Source organism: Streptomyces sp. NBC_00209 (assembly GCF_045206345.1).
Classification (GTDB): domain Bacteria; phylum Actinomycetota; class Actinomycetes; order Streptomycetales; family Streptomycetaceae; genus Streptomyces.
Genome location: NZ_CP108121.1, coordinates 1,910,202 through 1,930,969, shown reverse-complemented (window position 1 = coordinate 1,930,969; position 20,768 = coordinate 1,910,202). Strand labels below are relative to the sequence as shown.

Genomic DNA, 20,768 nt, shown 5'->3' with positions numbered 1-20,768 from the left:
GAATACCCGGCCGTCCACCCTGGTTTTGGGAGATACGGCCGGTCCTGGCAGACTGGTACGTCGGCCCCGGTTCACGGGCGCGCAATCCGCGCGTACGACCCGGTGCCCTCCCGAACCTAGGAGACACCCTTGAAGCGCGACATCCACCCCCAGTACGTCGAGACGCAGGTCAGCTGCACCTGTGGCGCGTCGTTCACCACCCGCTCCACGCTGGACAGCGGCACCATCCGTGCCGAGGTCTGCTCCGAGTGCCACCCGTTCTACACGGGCAAGCAGAAGATCCTCGACACCGGTGGCCGTGTGGCCCGCTTCGAGGCCCGCTTCGGCAAGGGCGCCAAGGCCGCCGGCAAGTAGCGAGCCGTCCGCGCCGGTCCGCGGCGCCCTCTTCCCGGGGGCGCCGCGGCCGGCGTTTTTTTCCGGTCCGGGCACGGGGTCTCCGTATCCCGGCCCCGGCAGGCACCCACCGGCCGGCAGGCACGACGAGCGAAGGAACCAGGAGCCCGAGATGTTCGAGGCGGTCGAGGAACTGATCGGTGAGCACGCCGATCTCGAGAAGCAACTCGCCGACCCCGCGGTCCACGCCGACCAGGGCAACGCGCGCAAGCTCAACAAGCGCTACGCGGAGCTGAGCCCGATCGTCGCGACGTACCGCTCCTGGAAGCAGTCCGGTGACGACATCGAGACCGCCCGCGAGTTCGCCGCCGACGACCCCGACTTCGCCGCCGAGGCCAAGGACCTGGAGAAGCAGCGCGAGGAGCTCACCGAGAAGCTGCGCCTGCTGCTCGTCCCCCGGGACCCCAGCGACGACAAGGACGTGCTCCTGGAGATCAAGGCCGGGGCGGGCGGCGACGAGTCCGCGCTGTTCGCCGGCGATCTGCTGCGCATGTACCTGCGCTACGCCGAGCGCGTCGGCTGGAAGACCGAGATCATCGACTCCACCGAGTCCGAGCTCGGCGGCTACAAGGACGTCCAGGTCGCCGTGAAGACCAAGGGCGGCAACGGGGCCACCGAGCCCGGCCAGGGCGTCTGGGCCCGGATGAAGTACGAGGGCGGGGTGCACCGTGTGCAGCGCGTGCCCTCCACCGAGTCCCAGGGCCGCATCCACACCTCCGCCGCCGGTGTCCTCGTGACGCCCGAGGCCGAGGAGGTCGACGTCGAGATCCTCGCCAACGACCTCCGCATCGACGTCTACCGCTCGTCCGGCCCCGGCGGCCAGTCCGTCAACACGACCGACTCCGCCGTCCGCATCACGCACCTGCCGACCGGCGTCGTCGCCTCCTGCCAGAACGAGAAGAGCCAGCTCCAGAACAAGGAGCAGGCGATGCGCATCCTGCGCTCCCGGCTCCTCGCCGCCGCCCAGGAGGCCGCCGAGCAGGAGGCTTCGGACGTACGTCGCAGCCAGGTGCGTACGGTCGACCGTTCCGAGAAGATCCGGACGTACAACTTCCCGGAAAACCGGATCTCGGACCACCGCGTCGGCTTCAAGGCGTACAACTTGGACCAGGTGCTCGACGGTGACCTGGACGCGGTGATCCAGGCGTGCGTCGACGCCGACTCCGCCGCCAAGCTGGCAGCCGCCTGAGCCCACCGCCCGTCCCGCCCCGCTCGTGAACCCGTACGGAGAACCGCGATGAACCTGCTGCTCGCCGAGGTGGCCCAGGCCACCCAGCGGCTGGCCGACGCCGGTGTTCCCTCACCGAGATTCGATGCCGAGGAACTCGCCGCGTTCGTGCACGGCGTCAAGCGGGGCGAACTGCACCACGTGCCGGACGCCGACTTCGACGCCCGCTATTGGGAGACCATCGCCCGCCGCGAGGCCCGCGAACCCCTCCAGCACATCACCGGACGCGCCTTCTTCCGCTACCTGGAGCTCCAGGTCGGCCCCGGCGTCTTCGTACCCCGCCCCGAGACCGAGTCGGTCGTCGGCTGGGCCATAGACGCCGTCCGCGCGATGGACGTGGTGGAGCCGCTGATCGTGGACCTGTGCACCGGCTCCGGCGCCATCGCCCTCGCCATGGCCCAGGAGGTCCCGCGCTCCCGCGTACACGCCGTGGAGCTCTCCGAGGACGCCCTGAAGTGGACCCGGAAGAACGCCGAGAACTCCCGCGTCACCGTCCACCGCGGCGACGCGCTCACCGCCCTGCCCGAGCTGGACGGCCAGGTCGACCTGGTCATCTCCAACCCGCCGTACATCCCGCTCACCGAGTGGGAGTACGTGGCGCCCGAGGCGCGCGACCACGACCCCGAGATGGCGCTGTTCTCCGGCGAGGACGGCCTCGACACCATCCGGGGCATCGAGCGCACCGCGCACCGCCTGCTCCGCCCCGGCGGCCTCGTCGTCATCGAGCACGCCGACACCCAGGGCGGCCAGGTGCCCTGGATCTTCACCGAGGAACGGGGCTGGGCCGACGCGGCCGACCATCCCGACCTCAACCGGCGACCCCGGTTCGCCACCGCCCGCAAGGCGATGCCGTGACCCGCGCCCCGCACCCCTACCCGTACATGCTTGAGGAGGCCGGCTGATGGCACGGCGATACGACTGCAACGACGCGACCGACCGCACGACGGGGCTGCGCGAAGCCGCGTCGGCCGTCCGCCGCGGCGAGCTCGTCGTGCTGCCCACCGACACCGTGTACGGGATCGGCGCGGACGCCTTCGCCTCCGAGGCCGTCGGCGACCTCCTGGAAGCCAAGGGCCGCGGCCGCAACATGCCCTCGCCGGTCCTCATCGGCTCCCCGAACACCCTGCACGGCCTGGTCACGGACTTCTCCGAACAGGCGTGGGAGCTGGTCGACGCCTTCTGGCCGGGCGCCCTGACCCTGGTCGCCAAGCACCAGCCCTCGCTCCAGTGGGACCTCGGCGACACCCGGGGCACCGTCGCCGTCCGGATGCCGCTGCACCCGGTCGCCATCGAGCTCCTCACCGAGGTCGGCCCGATGGCCGTCTCCAGCGCCAACCTGACCGGCCACCCCTCGCCGGAGGACTGCGACGCCGCCCAGGAGATGCTCGGCGACTCCGTCTCCGTCTACCTCGACGGCGGCCCGACCCCCGGCATCGTGCCCTCCTCCATCGTGGACGTCACCGGCAAGGTGCCCGTCCTGCTGCGCGCCGGAGCGATCTCGGCGGAGGAACTGCGCAAGGTGGTCCCCGACCTTGAGGTGGCCAATTGACCGCCCCCGAGGGGCGTGGCATAGCGGGGCGGCCCGACACTTTCCGCATCCTCCACGTCAGCACCGGCAACGTCTGCCGCTCGCCGATCACCGAGCGGCTGACCCGGCACGCCCTGGTGCACCGGCTCGGGGACCCGCTCCAGGGCGGGCTGATCGTGGAGAGCGCCGGGACCTGGGGCCACGAGGGCGCCCCGATGGAGGCCAACGCCGAGGTGGTCCTCGCCGACTTCGGCGCCGACGCCACCGGCTTCACCGGCCGTGAGCTGCTGGACGAGCACGTGATCCGTGCCGACCTCGTGCTCACGGCCACCCGCGACCACCGCGCCCAGGTCATCTCCATGGGCCACTCGGCCGGGCTGCGCACCTTCACGCTCAAGGAGTTCACCAGGCTGGTCCGGGCCATAGACCCGGCCACCCTGCCCGACGCCGCCGAGGAGGGCGTGGTCGAGCGTGCCCGCGCCCTGGTCCGGGCCGCCGCCGCGCTGCGCGGCTGGCTGCTGGCCCCGACCCCGGACGCCGACGAGGTCCACGACCCGTACGGCGCCCCGATCACCTTCTTCCGGTCCATCGGCGACGAGATCAGCCAGGCCCTGGACCCGGTCGTCACCGCGCTGACCGGCGTCTCCGCGCCCCACTGACTTCCTCTGTGCAACCATCGCGACGGACTCCGTGTCCTCAACCATGGGACCTGTCTAGTTAAGGTGTGGGCTGAGATGGCCGGCGATATCTGTGGGGCAGCCCGTGCGTGATTACCTGCTGACACTCTGTGTCACGGCCGCTGTGACCTACTTGCTCACCGGTCCGGTGCGCAAGTTCGCCATCGCGGTCGGGGCGATGCCCGCGATCCGCGCGCGCGACGTCCACCGCGAACCGACCCCGAGGCTCGGCGGCATCGCCATGTTCGGCGGGCTGTGCGCGGGGCTCATCGTGGCCAACCACCTCGCCAACCTCGACGGTGTCTTCGAGCTCTCCAGCGAACCGAGGGCGCTGCTCTCCGGGGCGGCGCTGATCTGGCTGATCGGGGTCCTGGACGACAAGTTCGAGATCGACGCCCTGATCAAGCTGGGCGGGCAGATGCTCGCCGCCGCCGTGATGGTCCTCCAGGGCCTCACGATCCTGTGGCTGCCGATCCCGGGCGTCGGCACCGTGGCCCTCACCCCGTGGCAGGGCACGCTGCTCACCGTGGCGCTGGTCGTCATCACCATCAACGCGGTCAACTTCGTGGACGGCCTGGACGGGCTCGCTGCGGGCATGGTCCTCATCGCCGCCGCCGCGTTCTTCCTGTACACGTACCGGCTCTGGTACGGGCACACGATCGAGGCCGCCGCCCCGGCGACGCTGTTCGCGGCGATCCTGATGGGCATGTGCCTCGGCTTCCTGCCGCACAACATGCACCCGGCGCGGATCTTCATGGGCGACTCGGGTTCGATGCTGATCGGGCTGGTGCTGGCGGCCGGTGCGATCTCGGTGACCGGGCAGGTCGACCCGGACAACATGAGGCTCTTCGCGGGCAGCGAGCGCGAGGCGACCCACGCGATGCTCCCGGTGTTCATCCCGCTGCTGCTGCCGCTGACCATCATCGCGATCCCGGCGGCCGACCTGGTGCTGGCGATCGTGCGGCGCACCTGGAACGGCCAGTCGCCGTTCGCGGCGGACCGCGGCCACCTGCACCACCGGCTGCTGAACATCGGCCACTCGCACAGCCGGTCGGTGCTGATCATGTACTTCTGGTCGGCGCTGATCGCGTTCGGCGCGGTGGGGTACTCGGTGCACTCGACGTCCCTGTGGATCGTGCTCGTGATCGTGGGGCTGAGCGCGCTCGGGCTGATCCTGCTCCTGATGCCCCGGTTCACCCCGCGCGCCCCGCGCTGGGCGGAACGCTTCGTGCCGCCTCGCTACCGCCGCGGACGGCGTCGCCAGGAGGGGCCGGGTGCCGCCGCGTCGGAGGAGGCCGCGGAGGGCCAACAGGGGGCCGTGGACGGCCAGATGGGGACGGATGCGGCGGATGGGGCCGGGGATGCCGCAGAGGAGCGTGAGGCGGCTGACGGGGCTCCCGTCGTCGCGGGTGTCTCGGGCGTCAACGGGGCGACCGCCATCGGCCACCGTTCGCGTACGACCGACCGTCGGGCGGCCGGTTCCACCCGACGGTGAACCGGTCACGGGCGCCCATTAGCAGACAAAGCGAAGCTGCGCCTCGCTCACACGTGCTCGTTAGCCCTCACGTGTGACAGCAAGCACACTTTCTTGGTAAAGACCTCATCAAATAGTTTGTGATACCGTTCACGAAGCCCGGTGACAGAGCCGAAGGACCTGATGTAGCACGGTCCATCGGCCCGAGGCATCGACTCGGACCGGGCCTACGCTCGTCCATGACGACACACTGCCCACCCCCTGCAAGCGGAGCTGCCGCCATGCCGTCCAACGACGTCCGGACTCTCCTCCAGACCGCCGTACCCACCGCTGTCGCCGGCGCCGTAGCCGTCGCGATCAGCGCTGGCGTCGCCGGTGGCAAGGGAGCCCTGGGCGCGATCGTGGGGACGGTCGTGGTCATCCTCTTCATGGGGATCGGACTCCTGGTCCTGCAACGGACCGCCAGGTCCATGCCCCACCTCTTCCAGGCGATGGGGCTCGCGCTCTACACGGCGCAACTCCTGCTGCTGTTCATCTTCGTCGCCGTATTCAAGAACACCTCGCTGTTCAACCCGAAGGCGTTCGCGATCACCCTGGTCGCGACGACCCTCGTGTGGATCGGCGCACAGGCGCGTGCGCACATGAAGGCGAAGATCCTTTACGTGGAACCCGAATCCGAGAAGGCCGACAAGGCCGGGAAACCGGGGTCCGACGCGTGAAGGGTAGGGGCGGAATAAGTGCGGGGTCAGGACCCTGCTATCGTCCGGTTCCAACTGCGGCACTGCGGGCGCGTGCATGTGAGCTGACGCCTGCTCGATCGCGAGGCTCACATGCCTGACCGCCGCTCACACATCCGAAACACCAGTCCAGTGCCGAACCGCGGCTGCGCGCCGCGCCGACACAACGAGGTTGCCGTACCTATGCGCCACGCTGAAGGAGCCCGCGGTGAGTGCTGACCCGACACAGGTGCTCGCCTTCGAGACCGATTGCCACCTCTTCGACGGTTGTGGCTTTCCGGCACCCGGCCTGCACTCGTTCCTGTTCGAGCCCCTCTGGGGCGACGCGGACAGCAACTTGTACTTCAACAAGACGATGCTGCTGGCCCTGCTCGGCTCGGTGATCATCGTTGGCTTCTTCTGGGCCGCCTTCCGCAAGCCGAAGTTGGTGCCCGGCAAGCTCCAGATGACGGCCGAGGCCGGATACGACTTCATCCGCCGCGGCATCGTCTACGAGACGATCGGCAAGCGCGACGGCGAGAAGTACGTCCCGCTGATGGTCTCCCTGTTCTTCGTCATCTGGATGATGAACCTCTGGTCCATCATCCCGGTTGCCCAGTTCCCCGTAACGGCGATCATTTCCTACCCGGCCGCACTGGCCGCGATCGTCTACTTCCTGTGGGTCGGACTGACCTTCAAGAAGCACGGCTTCGTCGGAGCCCTCAAGAACTTCACGGGCTACGACAAGAGCCTCGGCGGGGTCCTGCCGCTCTCGATGACCATCGAGTTCTTCTCGAACCTGTTCGTCCGGCCGTTCACGCACGCGGTCCGACTGTTCGCCAACATGTTCGCGGGCCACACGCTCCTGCTGCTCTTCACGATCGCCAGCTGGTACATGCTCAACGGCATCGGAATCGCCTACGCAGGTGTGTCGTTCGTGATGGTCATCGTGATGACCGCCTTCGAACTCTTCATCCAGGCTGTTCAGGCTTACGTCTTCGTGCTGCTGGCCTGCAGCTACATCCAGGGCGCTCTCGCCAAGGGCCACTGAGCACCCCACTCCTGAAGCACCCGGTGGCCAACCCCCACCGGACATTGAAAGAGAAGGAAGAACCGGCATGTCCGCTCTCCAGACCCTCGCCGCCGGCGTCGAAATCAAGGGCAACCTCGGCTCGATCGGTTACGGCCTCGCCGCGATCGGCCCCGGCGTCGGCATCGGCATCATCTTCGGTAACGGCACCCAGGCGCTCGCCCGTCAGCCCGAGGCTGCCGGTCTCATCCGCGCCAACCAGATTCTCGGCTTCGCCTTCTGTGAGGCGCTCGCCCTGATCGGTCTGGTCATGCCGTTCGTCTACCCGACCTCCTGACCGGTCGCGAACAGCCCATTCGACGGAAGGCACTGACGTGAACCCCCTGGTTCAGCTCGCGGCGGAGGAAGCGGAAAACCCGCTCATCCCGCCGATCCCTGAGCTCGTCATTGGCCTCATCGCTTTCGTCATCGTCTTCGGCTTCCTCGCCAAGAAGCTCCTCCCGAACATCAACAAGGTTCTGGAAGAGCGTCGCGAGGCCATCGAAGGCGGGATCGAGAAGGCCGATGCGGCCCAGACCGAGGCCCAGAGCGTTCTTGAGCAGTACAAGGCTCAGCTCGCCGAGGCCCGCCACGAAGCCGCTCGTATGCGCCAGGAGGCGCAGGAGCAGGGCGCCGTGATCCTGCAGGAAATGCGCGCCGAGGGCCAGCGCCAGCGCGACGAGATCGTCGCCGCCGGCCACGCCCAGATCGAGGCCGACCGCAAGGCCGCCGCCGCCGCGCTGCGCCAGGACGTGGGCAAGCTCGCCACCGACCTGGCCGGCAAGCTCGTCGGTGAGTCCCTGGAGGACCACGCCCGGCAGAGTGGCACCGTCGACCGCTTCCTCGACGAGCTCGAAGCGAAGGCCGAGGCCGTCCGATGAACAGCGCGAGCCGCGAGGCACTGGCTGCCGCACGCGAGCGTCTCGACGCGCTGACCGACTCCACGTCGGTCGACGCGGCGAAGCTCGCCGAGGACCTGGCCGGCGTCACGGCGCTGCTGCACCGCGAGGTGTCGCTGCGCCGGGTCCTGACCGACCCGGCGCAGCCCGGCGAGGCCAGGGCCGAGCTGGCGGGCCGCCTGCTCGGCGGCCAGGTGGGCGGCGAAGCCGTCGACCTGGTCTCCGGCATGGTCCGCTCGCGCTGGTCGCAGTCGCGTGACCTGGTCGACTCGGTCGAGGAACTGGCGAACACCGCCGACCTCACCGCCGCCCAGCGCACCGGCGACCTGGACGACGTGGAGGACGAGCTCTTCCGGTTCGGCCGCATCGTCGCCTCGGACACCGGCCTGCGCGCCGCGCTCACCAGCCGGACCGCGACCCCCGCCGCCAAGGGCGAGCTGCTCCGCAGCCTGCTCGGCGGCAAGGTGCGGCCCGCCACCGAGCGCGTCATCGTGCGGCTTGTCACCCAGCCGCGTGGACGTAGCCTGGAAGCGGGACTCGACTCCCTCTCCAAGCTCGCCGCGGAGCGCCGGGAGCGCATGGTCGCGATCGTCACCTCCGCGGTGCCGCTCAGCGACCGGCAGAAGCAGCGCCTGGGCGCGGCCCTGGCGAAGATCTACGGCCGCGAGATGCACCTGAACCTGGACGTGGACCCCTCGGTCCTCGGCGGGATCGCGGTGCGGGTCGGCGACGAGGTCATCAACGGCACCATCGCGGACCGCCTCGACGAGGCGACCCGCCGTATGGCCGGCTGACGCAGGCGCAACAGAACAGAGCAAGACAAGCGGCCCGGTTGGGCCGTGCAGAAACTGCAGAAGATTCCTGGGGGTCGCCCCCAGACCCCCTTAAGAAACTTCGGGCCCAACAAGGAGAGCAGGGAACCCAGATGGCGGAGCTCACGATCCGGCCGGAGGAGATCCGGGACGCGCTGGAGAACTTTGTCCAGTCGTACAAGCCGGACGCGGCCTCGCGCGAGGAGGTCGGTACGGTCAGCGTTGCCGGCGACGGCATCGCGAAGGTGGAGGGCCTGCCCTCCGCCATGGCGAACGAGCTGCTGAAGTTCGAGGACGGCACCCTCGGTCTCGCCCTCAACCTTGAGGAGCGCGAGATCGGTGCGATCGTCCTCGGCGAGTTCAGCGGCATCGAGGAGGGCCAGCCGGTGCAGCGCACCGGTGAGGTGCTCTCCGTCGGCGTAGGCGAGGGCTACCTCGGCCGCGTCGTCGACCCGCTCGGCAACCCGATCGACGGTCTCGGCGAGATCGCGACCGACGGCCGCCGCGCCCTCGAGCTGCAGGCCCCTGGCGTCATGGTCCGCAAGTCGGTGCACGAGCCGATGCAGACCGGCTACAAGGCCGTCGACGCCATGGTGCCGATCGGCCGCGGCCAGCGTCAGCTGATCATTGGCGACCGTCAGACGGGTAAGACCGCTCTGGCCGTCGACACGATCATCAACCAGCGCGACAACTGGCGCTCGGGCGACGTGAACAAGCAGGTGCGCTGCATCTACGTCGCCATCGGTCAGAAGGGCTCCACGATCGCGTCCGTGCGCGGCGCCCTCGAAGAGGCCGGTGCGCTGGAGTACACGACCATCGTCGCCGCCCCGGCGTCCGACCCGGCCGGCTTCAAGTACCTCGCGCCGTACACCGGCTCGGCCATCGGCCAGCACTGGATGTACCAGGGCAAGCACGTCCTGATCATCTTCGACGACCTCTCGAAGCAGGCCGACGCCTACCGCGCCGTCTCCCTGCTGCTGCGCCGTCCGCCGGGCCGTGAGGCGTACCCCGGCGACGTCTTCTACCTCCACTCGCGTCTGCTGGAGCGCTGCGCCAAGCTCTCCGACGACATGGGTGCCGGTTCGATGACGGGTCTCCCGATCGTCGAGACCAAGGCGAACGACGTGTCGGCGTTCATCCCGACCAACGTCATCTCCATCACCGACGGCCAGTGCTTCCTGGAGTCCGACCTGTTCAACGCCGGTCAGCGTCCGGCCCTGAACGTCGGTATCTCGGTCTCCCGCGTCGGTGGCTCAGCCCAGCACAAGGCCATGCGCCAGGTGTCCGGCCGGCTTCGCGTGGACCTCGCCCAGTACCGCGAGCTGGAGGCGTTCGCCGCCTTCGGTTCCGACCTGGACGCGGCCTCCAAGGCGTCGCTGGAGCGCGGTAAGCGCATGGTCGAGCTGCTGAAGCAGCCGCAGTACGCCCCGTTCCCGGTCGAGGAGCAGGTCGTCTCCGTCTGGGCCGGCACCAACGGCAAGATGGACGACGTCCCGGTCGAGGACATCCGCCGCTTCGAGTCGGAGCTGCTGGAGTACCTGCGCCGCGAGCGCAAGGACCTCCTCACCGGCATCCGCGAGGGCGCCAAGATGTCCAACGACACGCTGGAGGCGATCGCCGACGCCGTGGCCGCCTTCAAGCAGCAGTTCGAGACCTCGGACGGCAAGCTCCTGGGCGAGGGCTGATCGATGGGCGCTCAGCTTCGCGTTTACAAGCGCCGCATCCGCTCCGTCACCGCCACGAAGAAGATCACCAAGGCGATGGAGATGATCGCCGCCTCGCGCATCGTCAAGGCGCAGCGCCAGGTGGCGGCGTCGACGCCGTACGCGACCGAGCTCACCCGCGCGGTGACCGCGGTGGCGACCGGCTCCACCACCAAGCACCCGCTGACCACCGAGGCCGAGTCCCCGGCCCGGGCCGCGGTCCTGCTCATCACGAGCGACCGCGGTCTGGCCGGCGGTTACTCCTCCAACGCCATCAAGGCCGCGGAGAAGCTGACCGAGCGGCTGCGCGGTGAGGGCAAGGAGGTCGACACGTATGTGATCGGCCGCAAGGGTGTCGCCTACTACGGGTTCCGCGAGCGCAAGATCGCGGACTCGTGGACCGGCTTCACCGACAGCCCGACGTACGCGGATGCCAAGCGGGCGGCTGCTCCGCTGATCGAGGCGGTGACCAAGGAGACCGCCGAGGGCGGCGTCGACGAGCTGCACATCGTCTTCACGGAGTTCGTGTCGATGATGACGCAGAACCCGGTCGACGACCGGATGCTGCCGCTCAGTCTCGATGCCACGGAGCAGGAGACCGGCAAGGGCGAGATCCTGCCGCTCTTCGACTTCGAGCCGTCGGCGGAGGACGTCCTCGACGCCCTGCTTCCGCGGTACGTCGAGAGCCGTATCTACAACGCGCTGCTGCAGGCCGCTGCTTCCGAGCACGCCGCCCGCCGCCGCGCGATGAAGTCGGCCACCGACAACGCCGGTGAGCTCATCAAGACGCTCTCCCGGCTTGCCAACGCGGCCCGCCAGGCCGAAATCACCCAGGAAATCAGCGAGATCGTCGGTGGTGCCAGTGCGCTGGCCGACGCGACCGCGGGGAGTGACAAGTAATGACGACCACAGTGGAGACGGCCGTCGCCACGGGCCGCGTCGCCCGGGTCATCGGCCCGGTCGTCGACGTGGAGTTCCCCGTCGACGCGATGCCGGAGATCTACAACGCGCTGACCGTCGAGGTGGCCGACCCGGCCGAGGACGGCAAGCTCAAGACGCTGACGCTCGAGGTCGCCCAGCACCTCGGTGACGGCGTGATCCGCGCGATCTCGATGCAGCCCACCGACGGTCTGGTCCGCCAGGCCCCGGTGACCGACACGGGCACGGGCATCACCGTCCCCGTCGGTGACGTCACCAAGGGCAAGGTGTTCAACACCCTCGGCCAGATCCTGAACAAGCCCGAGGCCGAGGCCGAGGTCACCGAGCGCTGGCCGATCCACCGCAAGGCGCCCAACTTCGACCAGCTCGAGTCCAAGACCGAGATGTTCGAGACCGGCGTCAAGGTCATCGACCTGCTCACCCCGTACGTCAAGGGTGGAAAGATCGGTCTGTTCGGTGGTGCCGGTGTCGGCAAGACCGTGCTGATCCAGGAAATGATCTACCGCGTCGCCAACAACCACGACGGTGTGTCGGTGTTCGCGGGCGTCGGTGAGCGTACCCGTGAGGGCAACGACCTCATCGAGGAGATGGCCGACTCCGGCGTCATCGACAAGACGGCGCTCGTCTTCGGCCAGATGGACGAGCCGCCGGGGACCCGTCTCCGCGTCGCCCTGGCCGGTCTGACCATGGCGGAGTACTTCCGCGATGTGCAGAAGCAGGACGTGCTCTTCTTCATCGACAACATCTTCCGGTACACCCAGGCCGGTTCCGAGGTGTCCACCCTGCTCGGCCGTATGCCGTCCGCGGTGGGTTACCAGCCGAACCTGGCCGACGAGATGGGTCTGCTCCAGGAGCGCATCACGTCGACCCGCGGTCACTCGATCACCTCGATGCAGGCGATCTACGTCCCCGCGGACGACCTGACCGACCCGGCGCCGGCGACCACCTTCGCCCACCTCGACGCGACGACGGTTCTCTCCCGTCCGATCTCCGAGAAGGGCATCTACCCGGCCGTGGACCCGCTGGACTCGACGTCCCGCATCCTCGACCCGCGGTACATCGCGGCGGACCACTACGAGGCCGCCATGCGTGTCAAGGGGATCCTCCAGAAGTACAAGGACCTCCAGGACATCATCGCGATCCTCGGTATCGACGAGCTGGGCGAGGAGGACAAGCTCGTTGTCCACCGTGCCCGTCGCGTCGAGCGCTTCCTGTCGCAGAACACCCACGTCGCCAAGCAGTTCACCGGCGTGGACGGTTCGGACGTTCCGCTGGAGGAGTCGATCGCCGCGTTCAACTCGATCTGCGACGGTGAGTACGACCACTTCCCCGAGCAGGCGTTCTTCATGTGCGGTGGCATCGAGGACCTGAAGGCCAACGCCAAGGAGCTCGGCGTCTCCTGAGCCCCCGGCTCACCGAGGGGGGCGGGTGCGTCCCGTCCCCCTCACCACGCCCCGTAGAATTGACCCAACACCCGGCACGACCGCCGGGTGGTGACCCGAGGAGCCACCCTTGGCTGCTGAGCTGCACGTCGAGCTGGTCGCCGCGGACCGCAGTGTCTGGTCCGGCGAGGCCACCCTGGTCGTCGCGCGCACCACGTCCGGCGACATCGGCGTCATGCCCGGTCACCAGCCGCTTCTGGGTGTGCTGGAATCGGGCCCGGTGACGATCCGTACGAGCGAGGGCGCGACCGTCGTCGCCGCCGTGCACGGCGGTTTCATCTCGTTCGCCGACGACAAGCTTTCGCTTCTCGCGGAGATCGCGGAGCTTGCCGACGAGATCGACGTCCAGCGCGCCGAGCGTGCGCTGGAGCGAGCGAAGTCGGACACGGACGCCGCTTCCGAGCGGCGCGCCGAAGTGCGACTGCGTGCGGTGGCGGCACACTAGCCACCTCACGACATGGATGTACCCTCAGCCGCGGCCCGTGCCGGAGACCTCTCCGGACCGTGTCGCGGCTGAGGCGATGCAGATGCAGGTGACGTACGGACGGTATCCGTTTACTCGATGATGCGAGGAGGTCGGTGGAGATGTACCTCGCGCTGTGGGTGGGCGGACTGGTCGTCGCACTGGTCGCGCTGGGACTCTTCGTCTTCGGTCTGCGCCGGCGGCTGATTCAGCGCTCCGGCGGGACCTTCGACTGCAGTCTCCGGTGGAACGTACCCGAGGAACCCGACCTGTCCGGCAAGGGCTGGGTGTACGGCGTCGCCCGGTACAGCGGCGACAAGGTGAACTGGTTCCGGGTCTTCAGCTACTCGCCGCGGCCGCGCCGGGTCCTGGAACGGTCCGCGATCGAGGTCGTGGCCCGCCGGATGCCGGAGGGCGAGGAGGAGCTGGCGCTGCTCTCCGACGCGATCGTGCTCGGCTGTCTCCACCGGGAGACCCGCCTGGAGCTGGCGATGAGCGAGGACGCGCTGACCGGTTTCCTCGCCTGGCTGGAGGCGGCCCCGCCCGGCCAGAGGGTCAACGTCGCCTGAGCGGCGTGCCGCACACACGAAAACCGGGGAGACAGGGGGCGGACCTGTCTCCCCGGCGTCTTTCGGGGGGTTGAGCCTCGGGGGTTACTTGAGGCCGGTGTTCATCGCGCTCACGAGTTCACCGTTGCTGGTGTCCCCGCTGAACTCCCAGAAGAACGCGCCTCCCAGGCCCTGCGTCTTCGCCCAGGCCATCTTCGACTTGATGGTGGCCGGGGTGTCGTAGCTCCACCAGTTGGTGCCGCAGTGGGCGTACGCGGTGCCGGCGATCGTGCCGGTGGCCGGGCAGGTGTTCTTGAGGACCTTGTAGTCCTCGATGCCCGCCTCGTACGTGCCCGGGGCGGCGCCGGTGGCGGTGCCGCCGGGCGCGTCCTGGGTGACGCCGGTCCAGCCGCGGCCGTAGAAGCCGATGCCGAGCAGCAGCTTGGACGCGGGGACGCCCTGGGCCTTCAGCTTGGCGATGGCGTCGGCGGAGTTGAAGCCGGCGATCGGGATGCCGGAGTACGAGTTCAGCGGGGAGTGCGGGGCGGTCGGGCCCTTCGCGTCCCAGGCGCCGAAGAAGTCGTACGTCATCACGTTGTACCAGTTGAGCGACTGCGCGGCGCCGGCGTAGTCCGCCAGGTCGATCTTGCCGCCCTGGGAGCCGTCGGCCGTGATGGCGGCGGTGACCAGGTTGCTGCTGCCGAACTTGGTACGCAGCGCCGAGGTGAGCTTCTTCAGCGCGTCCGGGCCGCTGGTGTCACAGGTCAGGCCGCAGGCGTTGGGGTACTCCCAGTCGATGTCGATGCCGTCGAAGACATCGGCCCAGCGCGGGTCCTCGACCAGGCTGTAGCAGGAGTCGGCGAACGCGGCCGGGTTCTGGGCCGCCTGGCCGAAGCCGCCGGACCAGGTCCAGCCGCCGAAGGACCACAGCACCTTGATGTGGGGGTACTTCGCCTTCAGCTTGCGCAGCTGGTTGAAGCTGCCGCGCAGCGGCTGGTCCCAGGTGTCGGCGACGCCGTCGACGGACTGGTCGGCGGTGTACGCCTTGTCGTAGTCGGCGTAGGAGTCGCCGATGGTGCACTTGCCGCCCTGGACGTTGCCGAAGGCGTAGTTGATGTGCGTGATCTTCGCAGCCGAACCGGACGTGTCCAGGTTCTTGACGTGGTAGTTGCGCCCGTAGACGCCCCACTCGGCGAAGTAGCCGAGGTTGACCTTGTCCCCGGTGCCGGGGTCGGTGCCGCCGCCGCCCGTGGTGTGGACCTTGACCGCGCCGCTGACCGGGCCGGTCTGGTCGGCGGTGTCCCGCGCCTGCACGCTGTACGAGTAGTCCGTGCCCGCGGTGAGGCCGCTGTTCGTGTACGTGGTGCCGGTGACCGTCGCGACGACCGAGCCGTCCCGCAGGACGTCGTAGTTCTTGACGCCCTTGTCGTCGGTGGCCGCGGTCCAGCTGATCTTCGCCGAGGTGTCGGTGACGGCGCTCGCGGTGGGGGTGCCCGGCGCCGACGGGGGATTGTCACCCGGCACGGTGGGGCCGCCGTCGCAGGAGGCGCCGTTCAGCGTGCAGTTGGTGGCGGCGCCGCTGCCGGAGCCGGTGCCGTTGAAGCCGAAGGAGACACTGGCGCCGGGGGCGACGGTGCCGTTCCAGCCGACGTTCTTGGCGGTCCAGTGGTTGCCCGTGTGGGTGACGGTGGCGTCCCAGGCGGAGCCGACGCCGGTGCCGCTGGGGAAGTCCCACTCGATGGTCCAGGAGCTGAGGGACGTGGTGCCGGTGTTCTTCACCGTCCACTGGCCCTCGAAGCCGGTGCCCCAGTCGGACTTCTTGACGTACGTGGCCGTGGCGGAGGTCGCCGCCTCGGCGGGGGAGGCCATGCCGACCATGGCGGCAAGGGGAAGGAGCAGTGCGGTGAGGCCCGCGACGGCTCTGCTTCTGGTGGCTCGACCGGACCCGAGTCTGAATCGGGTACGGCGGGGGGTCTCAGTGCTCAACGGTGCTCCTCGGTTGAGGTCCGGACATACGGGGTGGTCCGTGAACTGCAACCCTGCGCCGCCCTGAGCCCGCTTTGTCATGGCAGGCTCACCGCAGTGTGTTCGGTGAGATTAAGAAGGTCTGGACCAATCGTCAAGAGGTCTGGACCAAAGACCGTGACCGTCCGCTGAATAAACCTCAGACGCCCAACTCCTGGGCCAGCACGGCCGCCTGGACCCGGCTGCGCAGTTCCAGCTTCCCCAGCAACCGGCTGACGTGCGTCTTCGCCGTCGCCTCCGCCATGGACAGCCGTTCGGCGATCTCCGCGTTGGACAACCCCTCGCCGAGGCATCCCAGCACCTCGCGCTCCCGCCGGGTCAGCGCCTCCAGCACCGACGCGTCCGGGCCGTCCGCCCGTACGGAACCGCCGCCCGCGAACTCCGCGATCAGCCGCCGCGTCACGGCCGGCGCGATCAGCCCCTCACCGCGCGCCACCGTGCGCACCGCGTCGAGCAGCCCGGCCGCCTCGGTGTCCTTCAGCAGGAAGCCCGAGGCCCCCGCCCGCAGCGCGCCGAACACATAGGTGTCCAGGTCGAACGTCGTCAGCACCAGCACGTCCGCCAGCCCCTCAGCGGTCACCTGCCGGGTCGCCGCGACCCCGTCCAGGCGCGGCATCTGCACGTCCATCAGCACCAGGTCCGGCCGCAGCTCGCGGGCCAGCCGTACCGCCTCCTCGCCGTCCCCGGCCTCCCCGACGACCTCGATGTCCGGCGCGCTGCCCAGGATGAGCACCAGCCCCGCCCGTACCGCCGTCTGGTCCTCCGCGACCACCACCCGGACCGTCATGACCCCACTTCTCCTTCGTCCACGGGCAGTTCGGCCCGTACCCGCCACATCCCGTCGCTCGCCGAGGTGCTTCCCGCCGCGAACTCCCCGCCGAGCAGCGCCACCCGCTCCCGCATCCCCACCAGGCCGGCCCCCGACCCCGGCGCGCGCGGCCCCGCCCGGTCCCCGAGCACGCTGCTCACCTCCACCGTCAGCCACCGCCCCGTCCGCTCCAGCCGCACTGTGACCGGGCCCGGCGCCGCGTGCTTGAGCGCGTTGGTCAGGGACTCCTGGACGATCCTGTACGCGGCCAGCTCGACCGGCGCCGGCAGGGGCGCCCCGCCGTCCCTGGTGTCCTCCAGCACGCAGGTCAGCCCGTCGGCCGCGGCGGCCGCGCGGTGCTGCTCGACCAGCGCGTCCAGCGAACCCAGGGACGGCGAGCTGATGGGCTCCGCGTCGGCGGCCCCGGTGCGCAGCAGCCCGATCAGGCGGCGCATTTCGGCCAGACCCTCGACGGAGTTCTCGCGGATGACCCCGAGGGCGTCGCGCGAGGTCTCCGGGTCGCCGAGGGAGAGCGCGGCGGTGGAGTGGATGGCGATCGCGGACAGGTGGTTGGCGACCAGGTCGTGCAGCTCGCGCGCCATCCGGGCCCGCTCGGCGGTCACCGCCTGGGCGCGGTCCATCTCGGCGAGCAGGGCGGTCTGGTCGGCGCGCAGCCGGGCAGTGTCGGCGGCGTCCCGGTGGTTGCGCACGCTGACTCCGGTGAGCGCGGGCACGAAGACGACGAGGGCGGTGACGATACCGAGGAGCAGGGCCTCGGGGCTGCGGGTCCAGGCGAGCGAGCCGATGGTGACGAGGAGGGAGATCAGGAACGTGACCACCGGGATGCGGCGGGCGGCCGCCGGGGTGCCGTACAGCACCGCCGCGTACATGACGTCGGTGTACATCGCCACGGTGGCCAGGTTGCCGTGGGTGCACTGGTCCGCGACGAGCGCGACGGAGCCGATGGTCAGGGCGGTGCGCGGCGAGGTCCTGCGCAGCAGCTCCGCCGCCGACATCACGACGAGCGGGACGAGCGGCAGGCGGGTGCCCCCGAGGACGTCACCGGTCCGCATGTACAGGTTGAGCAGCCACAGCACCAGTCCGCCGAGCAGCCCGAGGACCGCGATGAGCACGTCGTCGCGGTGCGGGCGGGGCGGGGAGAGCGTCGGCACTACATCGAAGTATGCAGTCCGGTCTCGTCACCTGGGCCGACGCTTCGGGCTCGCGCGGCGGCCAGGCTGGAAGGGAGCGAAGAGGAGCGGACCCGTGATCGTCACACTGATCGTTGCCTGCGAGATCGCCTTCTGGGTGCTTCTGGCCGCCGGACTCGCCCTGCGTTACGGGGCGCGCAAGCCGCGCCTGGGCGCCGCGGTGCTGCTGTGCGAACCGGTGCTGGAGCTGGTCCTGCTGGCGGTGACCGCCGTGGACCTGAAGAACGGCGCCGAGCCGGACTGGAAGCACGGACTCGCCGCGGTGTACATCGGCTTCACGGCCGGCCTCGGGCACTCCACCATCAAGTGGGCCGACGCCCGCGTCGCCCACCGGTTCGCCGGTGGCCCGCCGCCGGTGAAGCCGCCGAGGTACGGGAAGGCGCGGGCGGTGCACGAGTGGAAGGTCGCCGGCCGCTGGACCGTGGCCGCCGCGACCGCGCTGGCGCTGCTCCAGGCGGCCGTCTGGTACGTGGGCGGCGACGGGGACACGAGCTCGCTGCGGTCCTGGCAGCGGACGATGCTGCTGGTCATCGGGATCAACCTGGTGATCGCGGCGAGCTACACGGTGTTCCCGAAGGGGGAGCCGGGGCGGGATACGAAGCGGGAGCCGGGCCCGAATGCCTAGCGTTCGCCGCCCGGCACCCACAGCACGTCGCCGACCTCCTTGTTCGCCACCCGGGCCAGGATGAACAGCAGGTCCGAGAGGCGGTTGAGGTAGGTCGCCGTCAGCGCGTTCATCACCTCGCCGTGCACCTCCATCGCCGCCCAGGTGGACCGCTCGGCACGCCGGACCACGGTGCACGCCTGGTGGAGGAGCGCGGCGCCCGGCGTACCGCCCGGGAGGATGAAGCTGCGGAGCTTCTCCACCTGTTCCAGGTAGTGGTCGCAGTCGGCCTCCAGCTTGTCCACGTACGACTGCTCGACGCGCAGGGGCGGGTACTTCGGGTCCTCGACCACCGGCGTGGAGAGGTCCGCGCCCACGTCGAACAGGTCGTTCTGCACGCGGACGAGGACCTTCACGACGTCCTCGTCCAGCCGCCCGAGGGCGATCGCGGTGCCGATGACCGCGTTGGCCTCGTTGGCGTCGGCGTACGCGGAGATCCGCAGATCGGTCTTGGCGGTGCGGCTCATGTCGCCGAGGGCGGTGGTGCCTTTGTCGCCGGTACGGGTGTAGATGCGCGTCAGATTGACCATGCGGCCAGAGTAGTTAGGCCCCGGCCTTCCGGAAGACACCTGTGCCCACTGTCACGGCCAGCGCCGCGAAGCCGAGGGCGACGAGGACCCCGTACAGCATGTGCGGGGTGGCGTACGAGCCCACGTACGCGTCCCGGACCGCGTCCACCAGGTAGCGGAACGGCGTGAAGTGCGAGAGGACGTCGAGCCACTTCGGGCCGAGCGTCATCGGCAGCATCAGGCCGGACAGCAGCATCGCGGGCATGGTGAGGGAGTTGATGACGGGCCCGAACTCCTGCGGCGTCGAGACCCGCATCGCCAGCGCGTACGAGAGCGAGGCCAGCGAGACCGTCAGCAGGCCGACGAAGAGGAAGCCGATCAGTACACCGGCCAGCGGCGCCCGCAGCCCCATCAGTACGGCGACGAGCACCAGCAGCACCGCCTGGAACACGAACAGCAGCGCGTCCCGCAGCACCCGGCCCAGCAGCAGCGCCGCCCGGCTCACCGGGGTCACCCGCATCCGCTCGACCACCCCGGTCGACTTGTCGATGATCAGGCCGAACCCGGCGAACGAGGCGCCGAACAGGCCGAGCTGGAGCAGCAGCCCGGGCACCAGGACCTGCCAGGAGTCGGTGTTCCCGCCGAGTGGCAGCCCGGTGAGCAGCGGGCCGAAGAAGAGCAGGTAGAGCAGGGGCATCAGGATGCCGAAGAGGATCTGGAACTTGGAGCGCAGGGTCTGGCGGGCGTAGCGCCCGAAGATCAGCGCGGTGTCGTGCAGCAGCATGGGTGTCCCGGGAGGTGTCAGACCGCGAGGGGAGCGGTGTCGGCGGCGGGGGCGCGTCCGGTGAGGGCCAGGAAGGCGTCCTGGAGCGTGGCGTCGGGCGAGCCCGCGTACCGGGTCCTGAGCGCGGCCGGGGTGCCCTCCGCCGCGACCAGGCCGCCGTCGATGACGACGAGCCGGTCGGCGAGCGCGTCCGCCTCGTCCAGGTAGTGCGTGGTGAGCACGACGGTGGTGCCGTGCGCGTCGCGCAGCCGGCGTACCAGGTCCCAGAGGTCGGCGCGGCTGCCCGGGTCGAGGCCGGTGGTCGGCTCGTCCAGGAAGAGCACGGCGGGGCGGTGGGTGAGCCCCATGGCGATGTCGAGGCGCCGGCGCTGGCCGCCGGAGAGGGTCGCGGTCCGCCGGTCGAGCAGGTCCGCCAGGCCCAGTTCCCCGGCGATTTCGGCGGCCCGGGCGACCGCCGCCGCCTTGCCGAGCCGGTACATCCGGCCCTGGGTGACCAGCTCCTCCCGCACGGTGGTGTGCGGGTCGACCCCGCCCGACTGGGCGACGTAACCGCACTGCTCGCGTACGCCCGCCGGGTCGGCGACCAGGTCGCGGCCGGCGACGGTGGCCGCGCCGCCGGTGGGGGAGAGCAGCGTGGTGAGCATGCGCAGGGTGGTCGTCTTGCCCGCGCCGTTCGGGCCGAGCAGGCCGACGATCTCGCCGGCCGCGACGGTCAGGTCGAGCCGGCGGACGGCCTCGACGGGGCCGGACTTGCCCATGAAGGTCCGGGCGAGCCCGGACGTACTGATGACGGTCATGGCCTCCACGAAAACAGAGTCACTGCAAAAATGCAATGACACCAAATTTGTGAGAACCCCAGACGATCTACGATGGACC

At 69.7% G+C, this 20,768-nt stretch carries 23 protein-coding genes; 17 read left to right on the top strand and 6 right to left on the bottom strand.

Annotation, left to right across the window (positions count from 1 at the left end):
- Positions 1 to 129: 129 nt before the first annotated feature.
- From rpmE to OG867_RS08275, 16 genes are all read left to right on the top strand, one after another.
- Positions 130 to 354: a 50S ribosomal protein L31 gene (rpmE, locus tag OG867_RS08350; RefSeq protein WP_018102644.1), complete on the top strand. Its 225-nt coding sequence runs from the start codon at positions 130 to 132 to the stop codon at positions 352 to 354.
- 151 nt (positions 355 to 505) lie between these two features.
- Positions 506 to 1,582 (top strand): peptide chain release factor 1, encoded by a 1,077-nt coding sequence (gene prfA / locus OG867_RS08345; RefSeq protein ID WP_328902420.1) that lies wholly within the window; start codon positions 506 to 508, stop codon positions 1,580 to 1,582.
- Positions 1,583 to 1,630: 48 nt separating this feature from the next.
- On the top strand, positions 1,631 to 2,476 hold the full coding sequence (gene prmC / locus OG867_RS08340) for a peptide chain release factor N(5)-glutamine methyltransferase (RefSeq protein WP_406283974.1): 846 nt from the start codon (positions 1,631 to 1,633) through the stop codon (positions 2,474 to 2,476).
- Between the two features lie 46 nt (positions 2,477 to 2,522).
- Positions 2,523 to 3,170, top strand: a complete 648-nt coding sequence (locus OG867_RS08335) for an L-threonylcarbamoyladenylate synthase (RefSeq protein WP_018102641.1) — start codon at positions 2,523 to 2,525, stop codon at positions 3,168 to 3,170.
- Positions 3,167 to 3,808: a protein-tyrosine-phosphatase gene (locus tag OG867_RS08330; RefSeq protein WP_406283972.1), complete on the top strand. Its 642-nt coding sequence runs from the start codon at positions 3,167 to 3,169 to the stop codon at positions 3,806 to 3,808. The genes OG867_RS08335 and OG867_RS08330 overlap by 4 nt, the downstream gene beginning before the upstream one ends.
- 91 nt (positions 3,809 to 3,899) lie before the next feature.
- Positions 3,900 to 5,321 carry an MraY family glycosyltransferase gene (locus OG867_RS08325; protein WP_406283970.1) on the top strand — a complete coding sequence of 474 codons (1,422 nt, stop codon included), beginning with the start codon at positions 3,900 to 3,902 and terminating at the stop codon, positions 5,319 to 5,321.
- A gap of 260 nt (positions 5,322 to 5,581) precedes the next feature.
- On the top strand, positions 5,582 to 6,019 hold the full coding sequence (locus OG867_RS08320) for a hypothetical protein (RefSeq protein WP_328902423.1): 438 nt from the start codon (positions 5,582 to 5,584) through the stop codon (positions 6,017 to 6,019).
- A 226-nt stretch (positions 6,020 to 6,245) separates the two neighbouring features.
- Complete coding sequence (atpB, locus tag OG867_RS08315) at positions 6,246 to 7,067, top strand: F0F1 ATP synthase subunit A (RefSeq protein WP_328902424.1); 822 nt, start codon at positions 6,246 to 6,248, stop codon at positions 7,065 to 7,067.
- A gap of 67 nt (positions 7,068 to 7,134) precedes the next feature.
- Positions 7,135 to 7,383, top strand: a complete 249-nt coding sequence (atpE, locus tag OG867_RS08310; RefSeq protein ID WP_018102636.1) for an ATP synthase F0 subunit C — start codon at positions 7,135 to 7,137, stop codon at positions 7,381 to 7,383.
- Between the two features lie 37 nt (positions 7,384 to 7,420).
- Entirely contained in the window at positions 7,421 to 7,966 is a 546-nt protein-coding gene (locus tag OG867_RS08305) for a F0F1 ATP synthase subunit B (protein WP_018102635.1), read from the top strand.
- Positions 7,963 to 8,778: a F0F1 ATP synthase subunit delta gene (locus OG867_RS08300; RefSeq protein WP_328902425.1), complete on the top strand. Its 816-nt coding sequence runs from the start codon at positions 7,963 to 7,965 to the stop codon at positions 8,776 to 8,778. Before OG867_RS08305 ends, OG867_RS08300 begins: the two co-directional genes overlap by 4 nt.
- Before the next feature lie 131 nt (positions 8,779 to 8,909).
- Positions 8,910 to 10,481, top strand: coding sequence for a F0F1 ATP synthase subunit alpha (gene atpA / locus OG867_RS08295; protein WP_328902426.1), 1,572 nt, complete (start codon positions 8,910 to 8,912; stop codon positions 10,479 to 10,481).
- Between the two features lie 3 nt (positions 10,482 to 10,484).
- On the top strand, positions 10,485 to 11,399 hold the full coding sequence (locus tag OG867_RS08290; protein WP_328902427.1) for a F0F1 ATP synthase subunit gamma: 915 nt from the start codon (positions 10,485 to 10,487) through the stop codon (positions 11,397 to 11,399).
- Positions 11,399 to 12,841: a F0F1 ATP synthase subunit beta gene (gene atpD / locus OG867_RS08285; RefSeq protein WP_328902428.1), complete on the top strand. Its 1,443-nt coding sequence runs from the start codon at positions 11,399 to 11,401 to the stop codon at positions 12,839 to 12,841. The genes OG867_RS08290 and atpD overlap by 1 nt, the downstream gene beginning before the upstream one ends.
- 109 nt (positions 12,842 to 12,950) lie before the next feature.
- Positions 12,951 to 13,325: a F0F1 ATP synthase subunit epsilon gene (locus OG867_RS08280; RefSeq protein WP_073863017.1), complete on the top strand. Its 375-nt coding sequence runs from the start codon at positions 12,951 to 12,953 to the stop codon at positions 13,323 to 13,325.
- A 140-nt stretch (positions 13,326 to 13,465) separates the two neighbouring features.
- Entirely contained in the window at positions 13,466 to 13,912 is a 447-nt protein-coding gene (locus tag OG867_RS08275; RefSeq protein WP_020207372.1) for a DUF2550 domain-containing protein, read from the top strand.
- A gap of 84 nt (positions 13,913 to 13,996) precedes the next feature.
- Here OG867_RS08275 and OG867_RS08270 read toward each other — a convergent pair whose 3' ends face one another.
- The 3 genes from OG867_RS08270 to OG867_RS08260 form a co-directional block, all read right to left on the bottom strand.
- Positions 13,997 to 15,760 carry a glycosyl hydrolase family 18 protein gene (locus tag OG867_RS08270; RefSeq protein WP_406290834.1) on the bottom strand — a complete coding sequence of 588 codons (1,764 nt, stop codon included), beginning with the start codon at positions 15,758 to 15,760 and terminating at the stop codon, positions 13,997 to 13,999.
- A gap of 295 nt (positions 15,761 to 16,055) precedes the next feature.
- Positions 16,056 to 16,703, bottom strand: coding sequence for a response regulator (locus tag OG867_RS08265; RefSeq protein WP_406283965.1), 648 nt, complete (start codon positions 16,701 to 16,703; stop codon positions 16,056 to 16,058).
- Positions 16,700 to 17,896 (bottom strand): sensor histidine kinase, encoded by a 1,197-nt coding sequence (locus OG867_RS08260; RefSeq protein ID WP_406283963.1) that lies wholly within the window; start codon positions 17,894 to 17,896, stop codon positions 16,700 to 16,702. Before OG867_RS08260 ends, OG867_RS08265 begins: the two co-directional genes overlap by 4 nt.
- A gap of 94 nt (positions 17,897 to 17,990) precedes the next feature.
- On the opposite strand from OG867_RS08260, the gene OG867_RS08255 reads away from it, so the two are divergent.
- Positions 17,991 to 18,560, top strand: coding sequence for a hypothetical protein (locus tag OG867_RS08255; protein WP_406283961.1), 570 nt, complete (start codon positions 17,991 to 17,993; stop codon positions 18,558 to 18,560).
- Here OG867_RS08255 and OG867_RS08250 read toward each other — a convergent pair.
- From OG867_RS08250 to OG867_RS08240, 3 genes are read right to left on the bottom strand one after another with little or no spacing between them, the layout of a single operon-like run.
- Positions 18,557 to 19,129 carry a cob(I)yrinic acid a,c-diamide adenosyltransferase gene (locus tag OG867_RS08250; RefSeq protein WP_406283959.1) on the bottom strand — a complete coding sequence of 191 codons (573 nt, stop codon included), beginning with the start codon at positions 19,127 to 19,129 and terminating at the stop codon, positions 18,557 to 18,559. The two genes, OG867_RS08255 and OG867_RS08250, sit on opposite strands and share 4 nt — an antisense overlap.
- Before the next feature lie 13 nt (positions 19,130 to 19,142).
- Positions 19,143 to 19,892 (bottom strand): ABC transporter permease, encoded by a 750-nt coding sequence (locus tag OG867_RS08245; RefSeq protein ID WP_406283957.1) that lies wholly within the window; start codon positions 19,890 to 19,892, stop codon positions 19,143 to 19,145.
- A 17-nt stretch (positions 19,893 to 19,909) separates the two neighbouring features.
- Positions 19,910 to 20,689 (bottom strand): ABC transporter ATP-binding protein, encoded by a 780-nt coding sequence (locus OG867_RS08240; protein WP_406283955.1) that lies wholly within the window; start codon positions 20,687 to 20,689, stop codon positions 19,910 to 19,912.
- Positions 20,690 to 20,768: the final 79 nt, after the last annotated feature.